This window comes from Agrobacterium sp. CGMCC 11546 (assembly GCF_013365515.1).
Lineage (GTDB): Bacteria > Pseudomonadota > Alphaproteobacteria > Rhizobiales > Rhizobiaceae > Agrobacterium > Agrobacterium fabrum.
In genome coordinates this window covers 710,075-724,008 of the sequence record NZ_CP047387.1, presented here as the reverse complement: position 1 = coordinate 724,008, position 13,934 = coordinate 710,075, and the positions used below count along the sequence as shown (strand labels likewise).

16 protein-coding genes are annotated in these 13,934 nt (G+C 59.6%); 10 read left to right on the top strand and 6 right to left on the bottom strand.

The window, feature by feature from the left end; genetic code table 11:
- Window positions 1–124: 124 nt before the first annotated feature.
- On the top strand, window positions 125–1,237 hold the full coding sequence (locus GSF67_RS03665) for a pyridoxal phosphate-dependent aminotransferase (protein WP_006311509.1): 1,113 nt from the start codon (window positions 125–127) through the stop codon (window positions 1,235–1,237).
- Between the two features lie 298 nt (window positions 1,238–1,535).
- On the opposite strand, the gene GSF67_RS03660 is transcribed toward GSF67_RS03665, so the two are convergent.
- Window positions 1,536–1,799 (bottom strand): sel1 repeat family protein, encoded by a 264-nt coding sequence (locus GSF67_RS03660; RefSeq protein ID WP_004440874.1) that lies wholly within the window; start codon window positions 1,797–1,799, stop codon window positions 1,536–1,538.
- Window positions 1,800–2,401: 602 nt separating this feature from the next.
- On the opposite strand from GSF67_RS03660, the gene GSF67_RS03655 reads away from it, so the two are divergent.
- From GSF67_RS03655 to GSF67_RS03625, 7 genes are all read left to right on the top strand, one after another.
- Complete coding sequence (locus tag GSF67_RS03655; protein ID WP_006311505.1) at window positions 2,402–2,740, top strand: DUF2147 domain-containing protein; 339 nt, start codon at window positions 2,402–2,404, stop codon at window positions 2,738–2,740.
- A 132-nt stretch (window positions 2,741–2,872) separates the two neighbouring features.
- Window positions 2,873–3,469, top strand: a complete 597-nt coding sequence (locus GSF67_RS03650; protein WP_006311504.1) for a hypothetical protein — start codon at window positions 2,873–2,875, stop codon at window positions 3,467–3,469.
- Between the two features lie 159 nt (window positions 3,470–3,628).
- Window positions 3,629–3,811: a hypothetical protein gene (locus GSF67_RS03645; protein WP_006311503.1), complete on the top strand. Its 183-nt coding sequence runs from the start codon at window positions 3,629–3,631 to the stop codon at window positions 3,809–3,811.
- 7 nt (window positions 3,812–3,818) lie between these two features.
- Entirely contained in the window at window positions 3,819–3,995 is a 177-nt protein-coding gene (locus tag GSF67_RS03640; protein ID WP_006311502.1) for a hypothetical protein, read from the top strand.
- Between the two features lie 104 nt (window positions 3,996–4,099).
- Window positions 4,100–5,605: an AMP nucleosidase gene (amn, locus tag GSF67_RS03635; RefSeq protein ID WP_006311501.1), complete on the top strand. Its 1,506-nt coding sequence runs from the start codon at window positions 4,100–4,102 to the stop codon at window positions 5,603–5,605.
- A 66-nt stretch (window positions 5,606–5,671) separates the two neighbouring features.
- Complete coding sequence (locus GSF67_RS03630; RefSeq protein ID WP_035214819.1) at window positions 5,672–5,902, top strand: type II toxin-antitoxin system VapB family antitoxin; 231 nt, start codon at window positions 5,672–5,674, stop codon at window positions 5,900–5,902.
- Window positions 5,899–6,288, top strand: coding sequence for a PIN domain nuclease (locus GSF67_RS03625; RefSeq protein ID WP_006311499.1), 390 nt, complete (start codon window positions 5,899–5,901; stop codon window positions 6,286–6,288). Before GSF67_RS03630 ends, GSF67_RS03625 begins: the two co-directional genes overlap by 4 nt.
- Window positions 6,289–6,291: 3 nt before the next feature.
- Here the strand turns inward: GSF67_RS03625 and GSF67_RS03620 are convergent, their stop codons facing one another.
- The 3 genes from GSF67_RS03620 to GSF67_RS03610 all read right to left on the bottom strand — a co-directional run bounded on the left by GSF67_RS03620 (window position 6,292) and on the right by GSF67_RS03610 (window position 9,296).
- Complete coding sequence (locus GSF67_RS03620; RefSeq protein WP_006311498.1) at window positions 6,292–6,762, bottom strand: OsmC family protein; 471 nt, start codon at window positions 6,760–6,762, stop codon at window positions 6,292–6,294.
- Window positions 6,763–6,827: 65 nt separating this feature from the next.
- Window positions 6,828–8,201, bottom strand: a complete 1,374-nt coding sequence (locus GSF67_RS03615) for an aspartate aminotransferase family protein (RefSeq protein WP_035214825.1) — start codon at window positions 8,199–8,201, stop codon at window positions 6,828–6,830.
- Window positions 8,202–8,387: 186 nt separating this feature from the next.
- Window positions 8,388–9,296: a diacylglycerol kinase family protein gene (locus GSF67_RS03610; RefSeq protein WP_006311496.1), complete on the bottom strand. Its 909-nt coding sequence runs from the start codon at window positions 9,294–9,296 to the stop codon at window positions 8,388–8,390.
- 235 nt (window positions 9,297–9,531) lie between these two features.
- On the opposite strand from GSF67_RS03610, the gene GSF67_RS03605 reads away from it, so the two are divergent.
- Both GSF67_RS03605 and mgtE read left to right on the top strand, forming a co-directional pair.
- Window positions 9,532–10,776: an MFS transporter gene (locus GSF67_RS03605; protein ID WP_050813472.1), complete on the top strand. Its 1,245-nt coding sequence runs from the start codon at window positions 9,532–9,534 to the stop codon at window positions 10,774–10,776.
- Between the two features lie 286 nt (window positions 10,777–11,062).
- A complete protein-coding gene (gene mgtE / locus GSF67_RS03600) occupies window positions 11,063–12,436 on the top strand; it encodes a magnesium transporter (RefSeq protein ID WP_092769462.1) in 1,374 nt (457 codons plus the stop codon).
- A gap of 67 nt (window positions 12,437–12,503) precedes the next feature.
- On the opposite strand, the gene GSF67_RS03595 is transcribed toward mgtE, so the two are convergent.
- A complete protein-coding gene (locus tag GSF67_RS03595; RefSeq protein WP_010971321.1) occupies window positions 12,504–13,340 on the bottom strand; it encodes an undecaprenyl-diphosphate phosphatase in 837 nt (278 codons plus the stop codon).
- A 122-nt stretch (window positions 13,341–13,462) separates the two neighbouring features.
- Window positions 13,463–13,852: a helix-turn-helix domain-containing protein gene (locus GSF67_RS03590; RefSeq protein ID WP_006311492.1), complete on the bottom strand. Its 390-nt coding sequence runs from the start codon at window positions 13,850–13,852 to the stop codon at window positions 13,463–13,465.
- Window positions 13,853–13,934 lie beyond the last annotated feature (82 nt).

The following is a 13,934-nucleotide window of genomic DNA, read 5'->3' as shown; positions in this document are numbered from 1 at the left end:
TGACGTGGCAGCGGAAAAATCTGTTCCAAAACAGCCGCGCGGTCACCAGGCGCGTCTTGCGTCCGGTGTTTTTGCACCTATTGTGAGCCGGGTTTTCAAACACAGGTACCGGAACTTTCAGCCAATGTCCGCTTTTTCACGCCTTACGCCGCTTGCCGTCTCGCTTCCCTCAACCGTTCCTTTCGTTGGCCCGGAAGCCATCGAGCGCAGCCGGGGCCTCAAGGTGGAAGCGCGCATCGGCGCCAATGAAAGCGGCTTCGGCCCCGCGCCTTCAGTGCTTCTCGCCATGCGCGATGCGGCGGCGGAGACCTGGATGTATAGCGATCCGGAAAATTTCGAGCTGAAGGAAGCGCTTGCCATCCACCACGGCGTTGCACGCGGCAATATTGCCATCGGCAGTGGGGTTGATGGATTGCTGGGGGAGATCGCCAGGCTGATCGTCGAGCCGGGCACGCCTGTGGTCACCTCGTTTGGCGGCTATCCCACTTTCAACTATCATGTGAACGGTTTTGGCGGCAAACTCGTCACCACGCCCTATGTCGATGATCACGAAAATCTTGACGGGCTTCTCGATCTCGTCATCCGGGAAAATGCGCCGCTCGTTTATTTCGCCAACCCAGATAATCCGATGGGAAGCTGGTGGGAGGCGAGCGAAGTCGTTGCCTTCGCCCGTGCGCTGCCGGAAACCTGCCTGCTCATTCTGGACGAGGCCTATTGCGAAACCGGGCCCGCCAGCGCCGTGCCGGCCATCGACGCGCTGATCGGCCAGCCGAATATCCTGCGCATGCGCACCTTCTCGAAAGCCTATGGGTTGGCTGGCGCGCGCGTGGGATATGCCATCGGCACGCTCGGCAATGTCGAAGCCTTCGACAAGATCCGCAACCATTTCGGCATGGCGCGTATTTCCGTCGCCGGCGCCCTGGCGGCGCTGAAGGATCAGGCCTATCTGCATGAGGTGGTTGGCAAGATTTCCGATGCCCGCGATCGTATTTCCGCGATCGCCCGTAATAACGGTCTTTCGCCGCTGCCGTCGGCCACCAATTTCGTCACCATCGATTGCCACCGCGACGGCGCTTATGCCCGGGCTATCGTTGATGGGCTGATGGACCATGGCGTGTTCATCCGCATGCCGGGCGTCGCCCCGCTCAACCGCTGCATTCGTGTGAGCGCCGGCACCGCCGACAAGCTCGATCTTTTCGAGCAGGCGCTGCCGAAGGTTCTCAAGGCGATCGGGTAAATTCCCAACCAACCCTCATTCCTGTGCTCGTCACAGGAATGAGGGTTGGAGAATGCCGCGGGTTGCACGCATCGATTCAATTTCCCCTCACAAACCCCTGTTCGCGAATCATTTTCTGCTCCGCCAGACATAAGAAAACCGCGCCGGCCTTGTTCCTGCCGGTCGCGGTTTGATGTGTCAGCGCAAAAGCTTGTTTTCAAAGCCCTCGCCGCGTTTCCCTTCGGGTTTACTTTCCTTTGCACCGGTCAGCGGGACTGGAGGGAACCGGACCGGAAATCTCAATAATACCAAGGGTAAATCAGTGCATCGTCATCCAGTCGCGAGCGGCGCGCAGCGCTTCGGCCAGTTCCGCCTTCGTCATGTTGCGGGCGAGGTCGGCGCGCAGCGAAGCGGCTCTTTCCGATCCGCGGATCGCGGCGATGTTGAGCCATTTATGGGCCGCGATCAGGTCCACCTTGCAGCCCCGGCCGGTCGCATAGACCAGGCCGAGATTGCAAAGAGTGTCGGCGCGGGTTTCGCCACCGGCAGCCATTTCGATATCGCTGATGTCAAAGCGTGCCATCGTTTTTATCCCTGTCCTTCTGCCTGTTTCATCATTGCCTTCTTGTCGAGGCTATCGTCCGGACCCGCCGTCTTTTGCAGCTTTTTTTGTCCTTCCGTCCGGCAGGTTTTCCCTGCGCTTTTGATGACTTCACTATGCCACGGGGCTTTCAACGCTCGCTTAAAAGGCATGATTAATGCGTCGCAAACAAACTGCAAACGATTGGTAAAATTGGGTTTTTGTTAAATATCACGAGCCGCGGAAATTAAGGACTTTGCGGCGAATTTTACGAAAACTTCAGAATTGGATTTAAACCCTTCCTTCACCATGATCAAAACAGCAATTTTCGAAATTGCTCTCCTTCCCTCTTCCAGCCGATGCAAATGCCGCGCCGCAGCCGCAAATTTCTATTTCCTTTTACGTGAACGTCAAATACTATCCGCCTGCCCGTCATGAGGATGAAGCGGGCACAGAATAGAGCGGCGCGAGGAGCAATCGTTGCACCGCAGGGCGGCTTTGGGCCAGAGACGGCGCATGGCACGCTAAAGAGGTTTGATCTGCGCAAGCCGCATCTTCGGCCCATCCGGCTCAGGAAAGCCTGCGCGAATTTCGGGAGGAAGTTTATGAAGCGTATAATGACGATTGCCGCCGCCCTTATGATGAGCGGCAACCTTGCCTTTGCTGGCGAGGCAATCGAGGGCAACTGGAAGACGGCCAGCGGCGAAACCGCCGTGATCGGCCCCTGCGGCGGCGCCTTCTGCGTGACGCTGAAGACCGGCAAACATGCCGGAAAACAGATCGGCAAGCTTTCCGGCAAGGGAAACAGCTATTCCGGCGAAATCACCGACCCCGCCAACGACAAGACCTATAGCGGCTCCGGCACCGTTTCCGGCAATTCGCTGAGCATGAAGGGCTGCGTGCTGAAGATTTTGTGCAAATCGCAGACCTGGACACGGCTGTAACCGAGAAAGCGGCGGGCAGGCTTTCAGCCGCCCGCCAGCACGGGGTCACGCGACCTGCACAGGCATCGCGCGTGGAACACACAGGCCGGTTGATGTATCGTTGCGCCCAACCGAACGTCAATGAGAGCGACGATGCCCCCTAGCCTTTCGACGATCCTGATTGCCGGCACATCACATGTGGGCAAAAGCACCCTTGCCGGCCTGTTGAGCACCAGGCTTGGCTGGCAGGCGATATCCACCGACAGTCTCGCCCGCCACCCCGGCAGGCCCTGGCCAGGCATTCCGGCACAGGTGGAGGAATATTATACGGCGCTCTCGGCCGAGACGATCCACTGGTTTCTGAAGGTGCATCACCAGAACATCTGGCCGCTGATCCGCCCGATGATCGACAGCAGTTCCCATACCGGCAATCCCGCAATCTTCGAGGGTGCGGCCCTGCGCCCGGAATTCATATCGCCCCTGCTCGGCAGCACGGTTGCCGGCCTCCTGCTTCATGCCGGGAATGATTTCCTTCTCGAAAGAATGCGCTCTCACGCCCGATATGAGGATGCAACGGCTGGCCAGCGGCACATCATGGACGCCTTCATCGACCGTTCGCTGCGGGAAAATACCGAAATGCTGGCATCGGCGCGCGAACACCACCTGCCGATTGTCGATGTGACCAGCCCGGAAGCATTGAAAACCCTCGTGGCCGATCTCGTGGCGCGGGCAACGGCTGCTCCTGCCTGAAGAAAAATCCCGGGATTTGTGATGCGCCCTGCGCCACTGCGGCATCAAGCTGCCATGTCACCACCTGTTAACATCCCTGAACACCATATGAACCGGGGCCTCAGGGTCCGTTCAGTCCGACTATGGCAAAACTCTGTCCATGAACTCCAATAAAGGGGAATGGACATGACAAAGTTGATCAGCCGGCTGGCAATCTTCGCGTTTCTCATGGCGATCTTCGCCATGTCCTTCGCCTCGCTCGTCGTTAATCCCAACCGCAGTTTTCAGCGGGTGAATGCCGGTGCGGCGATTGCCTGCCAGCACAGCCCGGCGCCTGCCGCCAATTGCCCCGTCGTGCTGTGAGGACCTGATGATGACGACAAGCTTTTCCAACGGCCTGTTCTCCGCCCTGCGGCTGGTACTGATGGTTTCGATCTTTCTCGGCCCGGTGGCCGGACTTGCGGTCTACAAGGCCGATCCCCGCCCGGCATCCAAGGGCGCCGGTTTCGTGCTTCTGATGAGCCTGCAACGCGGCGCGCTCGGCTGAGATTTCGCGCACCCTCCCATCGATCCAGCAGCTTTTTCCGTTTCTTTTCAGTTTCTTCGCATTTCTGTCGCTTGCCTGTCGAAATAGGCCTCTTATAATGGGCCATGACAATAGCAAAACCAACGATTCCGCCCTTCACCTTCATCAGCCCCGAGCCTTTCGCGCCGCAGTCCTTCACGGACCCGAAAGAAGCTGTTGAGGCTTTGACCGCGCTTTACGAACGCAATACGGCGTTCCTGATCAATTCCTTCACCGACCTTGCCAAGGGCGCGCCGATTACCGGCCGTTACCGCGCCTGCTATCCGCAGGTCAGCCTTGAGACGGCGACTTTCGGCCATGTCGATTCGCGTCTCTCCTACGGCCATGTCACCTCACCCGGCGTCTACACGACGACGATCACCCGGCCGGATCTGTTCCGCCATTATCTGAAAGAGCAGCTGGGGCTTCTGATCAAGAACCACGGCGTTCCGGTCACGGTGGCGGAATCGGCCACGCCCATTCCGCTGCATTTCGCTTTCGGCGAAGGCGCCTATGTCGAGGCGGCGGCGGCTTCGTCGCTCTCCGACGTGCCGCTGCGCGATCTGTTCGATACGCCCGACCTCAACAATACCGACGACCTCATCGCCAATGGCGAATATGACCAGGTGCCGGGCGAACCCGCGCCGCTCGCGCCGTTTACCGCGCAGCGCATCGATTATTCGCTGGCCCGCCTCAGCCACTATACGGCAACGAGCGCCAGCCATTTCCAGAACTTCGTGCTGTTCACCAACTACCAGTTCTATATCGATGAATTCGCCGCCTGGGCGCGCAAATTGATGGCCGACGGCGGTGAAGGCTATACGGAATTCGTGGAGCCGGGCAACATCGTCACGCTTGCCGGTTCCGACAGGCCGACAACCGATATGACGCTGGCGCGGCTGCCGCAAATGCCTGCCTATCACCTGAAGAAAAAGGGGCATGCCGGCATCACGCTCGTCAATATCGGCGTTGGCCCTTCCAACGCCAAGACGATCACCGACCATATCGCCGTGCTGCGCCCGCATGCCTGGCTGATGGTCGGCCATTGCGCCGGCTTGCGCAACAGCCAACGGCTGGGCGACTATGTTCTGGCCCACGCCTATGTGCGTGAGGATCATGTTCTCGACGACGACCTACCGGTCTGGGTGCCTATCCCGGCGCTTGCCGAGGTGCAGCTGGCGCTGGAAGGTGCTGTCGCCGAAGTGACGGGTTACGAGGGTTTCGAGCTGAAGCGCATCATGCGCACCGGCACCGTCGCCACCATCGACAACCGCAACTGGGAGCTTCGCGATCAGGCCGGCCCGGTCAAGCGCCTATCGCAGTCCCGCGCCATTGCGCTCGACATGGAATCGGCCACCATCGCCGCCAACGGCTTCCGCTTCCGCGTGCCCTACGGCACCCTGCTCTGCGTCTCCGACAAACCGCTGCATGGCGAATTGAAGCTGCCGGGCATGGCGACGGAGTTCTACCGCACTCAGGTCGCCCAGCATCTGCAGATCGGCATCCGCGCCGTGCAGAAACTGGCCGCCATGCAGAAGGAAACCCTGCATTCCCGCAAGCTCAGAAGTTTTTACGAGACGGCGTTCCAGTAAAAACAGATTTCGCGGCACCCTGCCTTGGTGTATGATTTCGAAAATCGATACACCAAGGATTTTTCTATGCGCACGAATATTGAGCTTGATGACGCCTTGATCGCAGAAGCGATGGAAATCACTGGTCTGTCTACCAAGAAGGCAACCGTGGAAAAGGCGTTGCGCGATCTCGTGCGCATTCATCGCCAGATGCGCGCCCTCGATGCATTGGAAGGCATGGGCTGGGAAGGCAATCTGGATGAAATGCGGACGGATTGGGATGCCGACACGGATTGGGACGTGAAGAACGCCAAATGATCGTCGCAGATACCTCTGCCTGGATTTCGTTCATTCGAAAAGACGCCCCTGCCCTTTCCGCCAAATTCCGTGCCCTGATGGCACAGGGCGAAGTTCTGATCGGCGACATCATTCTTCTGGAGGTGCTGAGAGGCGCGCGCGATGGTTATCATGCGCGCCATCTTGAACAGATGCTGAGCGAATTTCCCTGCGTTGCGATGATGTCTCCTCAACTCGCGATCAAGGCTGCTGCAAATTATCGCTTTCTGCGCGGCCGCGGCTATACGATACGGAAAAGCAACGACCTCATCATTGGCACATATTGTATCGAGCACGGACATAAATTGCTGCAAAACGACCGGGATTTTCAGCCGATGGCCGATCATCTCGGTCTGCAATTCGTCTGAACCTCAAACCACCATCACCGTCCCCTCCACGCGGATGGGAAAATTCACCGACCGTGCGATGAAGCACTTGTCGTGCGCATCATGATGCAGCTCATCCGCCCGGGCCGGATCACCCTTCGAAATGGTGATGACCGGTTTCAGCACCACTTCGCTGAACTGCCCCGCGCCATCCTTTTCCATGACAAGCGTGCCTTGGGCATTGTCGACATAATCTTCGACGATGATGCCGTTGACGGAGCAGAAATGCAGGTACCAAAGCTTGTGGCACGCCGAGAGCGAGGCGACGAGCAGGTCTTCCGGGTTCCAGCGGGAGGGATCACCGCGGAAGCCGGGGTCCGAAGAGCCGGTGATATCCGGCTTGCCCGCCGTGGAAATCGTGTACTCGCGCTCATAATCGCGGTAACCCGACGTACCCTTGCCGCGATTGCCGGTCCATTTTACCTGAACGGCGTAGTGATGTTCCTGTCCTGCCATGTGATTATTCCTCCCTCGGAATCCTTTTTCCGCATGTCCTAACGGAAAACCGGTGTCCACTTTTCCTAGAAATGCTCGCGTGTATCGCGCAGGTGGTCGAGCCCCTTGCGCAGCGTCTCCATGATCTGGTCGACTTCAGAATGGCTGATGGTCAGCGCCGGCGAGGCCAGCATGCGGTCGCCGGTGGCGCGCATGACGAGGCCGTTTGCAAGGCAATGGTTGCGCACGGCGGTTCCGATATCGTCCGGCTTGGCGAAACGTCTGCGGGTTGCCTTGTCCGCCGTCAGTTGCAAACCGCCCATCAGGCCAACATTCACGGCCTCGCCCACCAGTTCATGATCGGTAAGGCTTTTCCAGCCCTCGGAGAAATAGGGGCCGATATCGTCACGTACCCGCTCCACCAGCCCCTCATCCTCAATGATACGGAGGTTTTCCAGTGCCGCGGCAGCACAGACGGGATGGCCGGAATAGGTGAAACCGTGGTTGAAATCACCGACCTCCGAAAGCATCACCTCCGCCACCCGGTCTGAAACGATGACGCCACCGATCGGCAGATAGCCCGATGACAGGCCCTTGGCGACGGGAGCGAGATCCGGTTCCACGCCAAAATGCTGGTATCCGAACCACGAACCGAGACGGCCGAAACCGCAGATCACCTCATCGGACACCAGCAGAATGTTGCGCGCCTTGCAGATGCGGGTGATTTCCGGCCAGTAGGTCTCCGGCGGCACGATGACACCACCTGCGCCCTGAATGGGTTCGGCCACGAAAGCAGCGACATTTTCCTCGCCGAGTTCATCGATCTTGGCGTCCAGTTCCCGAGCCACCTTCAGGCCGAATTCGGCCGGTGAGAGATCGCCACCCTCCGCATACCAATAGGGCTGACCGATATGGGCGATGCCTTCGATGGGCAGGTTGCCCTGTTCGTGCATCCATTTCATGCCGCCGAGCGAAGCGCCGGCTACCGTCGAGCCATGATAGCCGTTGCGTCTTGCGATCACCCTGGTCTTCGTGGGATGGCCGAGCGCCTTCCAGTAGACCCGCGCCATGCGGAACCAGGTGTCGGTGGCTTCCGAACCGGAATTGGTGAAGAACACATGGTTCATTTTCGGTCCGGCGCGCGAGGCGATCTTTTGCGCCAGAAGCGTCGCGGGCGGCGTGGTGGTGCCGAAAAAGGCGTTGTAATAGGGCAGTTCATTCATCTGGCGCTGCACGACATCGGCGATCTCGCGGCGTCCATAACCGATATTCACGCACCAGAGGCCGGCAAAGGCATCGAGATATTTCTTGCCGGTGCTGTCGTAGATGAAGACCCCTTCAGCGCGCTCGATGATGCGGGTCCCGGCGGCGTTCAGCTTGCCCATGTCGGAAAAGGGGTGGAGGTGATGGGCGGCATCGATGGCCGCGAGATTGGACATCGGCTTGGAGACTTCATTCATGACAGATCGCACTCCCATAAAGGCAACGGCGCTCACGCCACTGCGCCCGCCGAACATGGCCGGGCAGCTTCGATTTGGCAAGGCTGGTGGTTTTCAGGGGGTATTGGCCAAGCGGGGACCGCCTCTTTTTTCTCCCCGCCAAGAAGAAGAAACAAGCGGCAATCCCTCAATTCACAGGCGGTTGCGTTATGCGAAGAATGCCGGCCCCACCAGTACCTTCAACTCGCCGGCGTGCACCTTCAGTGCCACGTCCCGCTCCATCGGCAACAGTTCACCATCGATGACGCAGCGCACATCGTGACGTTTCTTGGGGAAATGTAGTTCCACATCCGTCACCGTCATCGCCGTCACGGCAGCGTTTTCCTTGAGCTTGCCGCGCAGAATGTCGAAGGCAAGTTTTGCAACGCCCGAGGGGCGCAGCGGATCGGTGAGGTAAAAGCCGAGATGGCCGCCCGAGACATTATCCGCCACCAGCAGGGAATTCTGGCCAAACTCGTTATTGGAGACGGAGATGGCCGAGACCTTGCGGTGCTGCGTCGTGCCATTGACGGTATATTCCACCTCGAAGACCGGCGGATTGAGGATAACGCTGATGGCAGCGCGGATGCTCGCCTTGATCTTGCCGAGACGGGAAGCGAAGGCGAGATTGTTGCGGTAGCGCACCATGCGTGAATGCAAGCCCGCGGAAAACTGATGCACGAAGAGGCGGCCATTGACGCTGGCGATGTCGACGCTGGCGATTTCGCCATGCGCCAGTGTTTCCAAGGCCTGGCGAATGTCGAGCGGCAGTTTCAGCGAGCGGGCGAAGAGGTTCATGGTGCCGGCTGGAACAATGCCAAGCGCGATGCCGTGTTTCCAGGCGATTGCCGCCGCGGCGGAAATCGTGCCGTCACCGCCGCCGGCGATGATGCCTTCAATGCCAGGCTCCTCGGCGGCGCGTTCCATCTCCTTGACGATGTCCTTGCCGGAAACCAGACGGCAGTCGATTTCGTGGCCGGCGCGGGAGAAGACCGCGCGAGCATGATCGCAATAGGCGTCCATATCAGTGGTGCGAAATGTGCCACCGTCGCGATTGAAAATTGCTATGAGCTTCATGTTTCCAACCCGATCCCGCAACGCAGCCGCGCGTAAATGCCTGGCTTCCAATAGAGTTCCGAACACCATCGCGTGAAGATGTTTTTTTACCGCGAATCGCTCTACCGCAATGCGTCATTTCATGTTAGGGGTCACTTAAGGTCATTTTCATGACCGCGCATCTCCAGTCAGGGCAGACCGTTCCCATACGGTCTTGCCCTTTTTTCTGTGGGCCCTCCCCGTTTTTCAGGTCACGATGAGCCAGTCGAATATGTCCGAAGCCCGCTCTGGTGCGGAGAGTGAAACCGTTTACACGGCAGCACCAGCCGTCGCCCTTTCACCGCTTGCCATCGCGCTGATCGAACTGGCGCTGGCCGCCGGCGGTTTCGGCATCGGCACCGGCGAATTCGCCATCATGGGCCTGCTGCCTGACGTCGCCACCACCTATGGCGTCACCGTTCCGCAGGCGGGTTATGTCATCACGGCCTATGCGCTGGGCGTCGTCATCGGCGCGCCGATCATCGCCGTGCTGGCCGCGCGCATAACGCGCCGCACGCTGCTTCTTGGCCTGATGGGGCTATTTGCGGCCGGCAATATCCTGAGTGCGCTTGCGCCTGACTTTCTGAGCTTCACCCTGCTGCGTTTCGTTACCGGCCTGCCACATGGCGCCTATTTCGGCGTTGCAGCACTGGTGGCGGCCTCCATGGCGCCTATCCACAAGCGTGCCCGCGCGGTTGGCCGCGTCATGCTCGGTCTCACCATTGCCACCCTGCTCGGCACGCCGCTTGCCACTTTCTTCGGCCAGCTCCTGTCCTGGCGTGCGGCCTTCATGCTGGTCGGCGGCATCGGGCTCCTGACAGTCGCGCTTCTGTGGCTGTTCCAGCCGCGTGACAAGGTGGAGGAAGGCGCAAGCGTCTGGCGCGAACTCGGCGCATTCAGGCGCGTGCAGGTGTGGCTGACGCTCGCCATCGCCGCCGTTGGTTTCGGCGGCATGTTCTCGGTGTTCAGCTATATCGCCAAGACCACCACCGATGTGGCGATGATGCCTGTCTCCACCGTTTCCATGGTGCTGGCGCTGTTCGGCATCGGCATGAATGTCGGCAATGTCGTCGGCTCACGGCTCGCCGATATCTCGCTCAATGGCACGATTGGCGGCATGCTGGCCTTCAACGTGCTGGTCATGACGGTGTTCGGCATGACGGCGGACAATCCGTTCATGCTGTGCATCTGCGTGTTCCTGATCGGCTGCGGTTTTGCCGCCTGCCCGGCCGTGCAGACCCGGCTGATGGATGTGGCGCAGGATGCGCAGACACTGGCCGCCGCCTCCAACCATTCCGCCTTCAACATTGCCAATGCGCTCGGCGCCTGGCTTGGTGGCCTCGTCATCGCCATGGGTTTCGGTTACGCCTCGACAGGGTATGTCGGCGCGGTCCTCTCCCTTCTCGGGCTTGGCGTTTTCCTTGTTTCGGTCACCGTCGAACGGCGCGCAAAAACCGGCTGACAGCCGGTTTTTCAGCGGTCGAAACGCCCTCTCCGGCACGCTTCAGAAACCTTACGGAAATTTCACAATCGGCTCGCTTGACTCTTTTTCGTTTCAGGCGCAACACGACGTTACGCACCGGCCGTGACCCGGCACAGTGCGGATTTCAACGGAGCATCATTAGATGTCTAGCGACAGTAGTAGTCGATTGCCTTTGCCGAAAGCGGCGAACGGGAACTGATCCGACCTCTGTCGGCTCACCACCGCGTTCGCCGTAATCGGCGAATCGACGGAAAGGTGAGCAATCATGAACTTCCACACTCTCTCCCAGAGAGCCAGCAAGGCCGCACGTCTTCTCCGCAGCGGAAATGCCGGTTCCACCACCATTGCAGAACGTGTCGAGCACCTCAACACGCTTGATACCGACGCAGCCGTCGCCGCCCTGCTTGCCATGCCGCAGGCAAAGGCCGTGGCCATTCTCGACCGGCCGGAACTGCATGACGCAGCCGCCATCATTGCCGGCATCCCCCTTGAACAGGCCGCCCGCTTCGTCAACCTAATGTCCGACGACCGCGTCGCCGACGTCATGGCGGAAATGGAAGAGGAGCCGCGTGCCAAGCTGTTTGCCCGGCTGGACCGCACCACCGCGCTCTCCATCAAACATCTGATGGGATATCCTCCGCGCACGGCTGGTTCCATCATGACCACGGAATTCGTCAGCGTGCCGCTTGACTGGACGGTGGAACAGACCCTTTCGCACATCCGCGTCGTCGAGCGGTCGCGTGAAACGGTCTATGCCATCTATGTGCTGGCTGAGGACGGGACGCTGACGACCGTCGTGACGCTGCGTCGTTTGCTGACCGGCGAGCCCGGCGCTTCCATCCTCTCCGTAGCGTCGAAGGAGGGCATTGCCTATGCAAGCCCACTGATGTCGCAGGAGGATGTGGCCCGGCTCATCCGCAAGCATGACCTTCTGGCGCTTCCCGTCGTCGACGACCACTCGCATATTCTCGGCATCGTCACCGTTGACGACGTGATCGACACCATGATCGCCGACACCACGGAAGATGCTCACAAGTTCGGTGGTATGGAAGCGCTCGGCAAGCCCTATATGGCCATGGGCTTTCCGGACATGATCCGCAAGCGCGCCGGCTGGCTCGCAGCCCTGTTCCTCGGTGAAATGCTGACGGCCAGCGCCATGCAGCATTTCGAGGGCGAGCTGGAAAAAGCCGTTGTGCTGACGCTGTTCATTCCACTCATCATGTCTTCGGGCGGCAACTCCGGTTCGCAGGCCACCTCGCTCATCATCCGGGCCTTGGCGCTCGGCGAGCTGAAGCTTTCGGACTGGTGGCGGGTGCTGTTGCGGGAAATCCCGACAGGCCTGACGCTCGGCTGCATCCTCGGCGCCATCGGCTTCCTGCGGCTGACCATCTGGCAGCAGGCAGGTTTCTACAATTACGGCGAACACTGGCTGCTGGTCGGCGCCACCGTCTTCGCGGCACTGGTCGGCATCGTGACCTTCGGTTCGCTCGCCGGTTCCATGCTGCCCTTCCTGCTGCAACGCCTGCGGCTCGATCCGGCCAGCGCATCGGCACCCTTCGTCGCCACGCTGGTGGATGTCAGCGGCCTCGTCATCTACTTCTCGGTGGCGCTGGTGATCTTGAGCGGCACGTTGCTCTAACGACAAAAGGCCCGCTCGAAAGAGCGGGCCTTTTTAATTGCGACCGAAAAAGCGCGAGGTCCTGCCCTCAGCCACCGGCGCTGATGACACCTGTTCCCAACAGAGCGAGCAGAATGAAGCCGATGACCACGCGGTACCAGACGAAGGGCATGTAGCTCTTGGTCGAGACCAGCTTCAGGAACACGACGATCACGGCATAACCGACGATAAAGGCGATCAGAGTGGCAAGACCGGTCTGGCCCCAGCCGACCGGATTGTCCTCGCCGATGCTCTTGAACAGTTGGTAGAAGCCGGAGCCGAAAACGGCGGGAACGGCGAGCAGGAAGGAATACCGCGCCGCCGCCTCACGGGTATAACCCAGAAGCAGGCCGGCGCTGATGGTGCCGCCTGAACGCGAGACGCCGGGAATGAGCGCCATCGCCTGCGCGAAACCGAAAAGGATGCCATCGCGCCAGATCAGCTGGTTCAGCTTGTAGCGCTTCTCACCGATCCTGTCGGCAAGACCAAGAACGATGCCGAAGACGATCAGCATCACCGCGGTGATATAAAGATTGCGCAGCGAATGTTCGATCGCATCCTTGAAGAACAGTCCCAGAAACACGATCGGCACCGAGCCGACGATGATCAGCCAGCCGAGCCGGGCGTCCGCCTTGTTATATTCGCCAAGGCGCAGGTTCTGCCGTAACCAGGCGGCGGCAATCCGCATGATGTCGGACCAGAAATAGACCAGCACCGCCATTTCCGTGCCGATCTGGGTAATGGCGGTGAAGGCGGCCCCGGGATCTGCGCCTGATGGCAGGAACTCCCCGGCGATCCTGAGATGCGCGCTCGAAGAAACCGGAAGAAATTCCGTAAGTCCTTGCAATAGACCGAGAAATCCGGCCTCCATCCAACCCATGCTCATGTGCTTTGATGTCCCTGCTGCGAATCGAGTTTCGCAGCATTATGCATCAATCGGGGCAAATCCGTGTTGCATCGCACCATGAAAATGGCCTGCGGCGACCTTGCTTTTACCCGTGATTTCTCTCAGGCCGCCTTCTCCGCAACCGTAGGCGTCCGCGTATATTTCGCGCCGTTCTTGCACACGACATGCGCGTCGCCCCAGCTTTTCAACGCCGAAATGACCGGCCGCATCGTCTCGCCAAGCGGCGTCAGCGCGTAATCCACGCGCGGCGGCACCACCGGAAAGACGGTGCGCGAAATCAGGCCCGCCTCTTCCAGCTCACGCAGCTGCTTGGTCAGCATGCGCTGGGTGACACTGGGAATATGGCGGCGCAGCTCGTTGAAGCGCAGGACGCCTTCGTTGATGAGGTGATAGAGGATCACGCCCTTCCATTTGCCATCGAGAAAACTCAAGGTCGATTCCACCGGGCAGCCGGGAAAGTTGCCGGTGAGCTTGGCGCGCGGTCGCGACATCTACAGTATTCTTTTTGTATGTATCACCACAAAATGTGCATTCTTGCGATTGATGTTCATATGTATCAAGTAAGAGGCACGC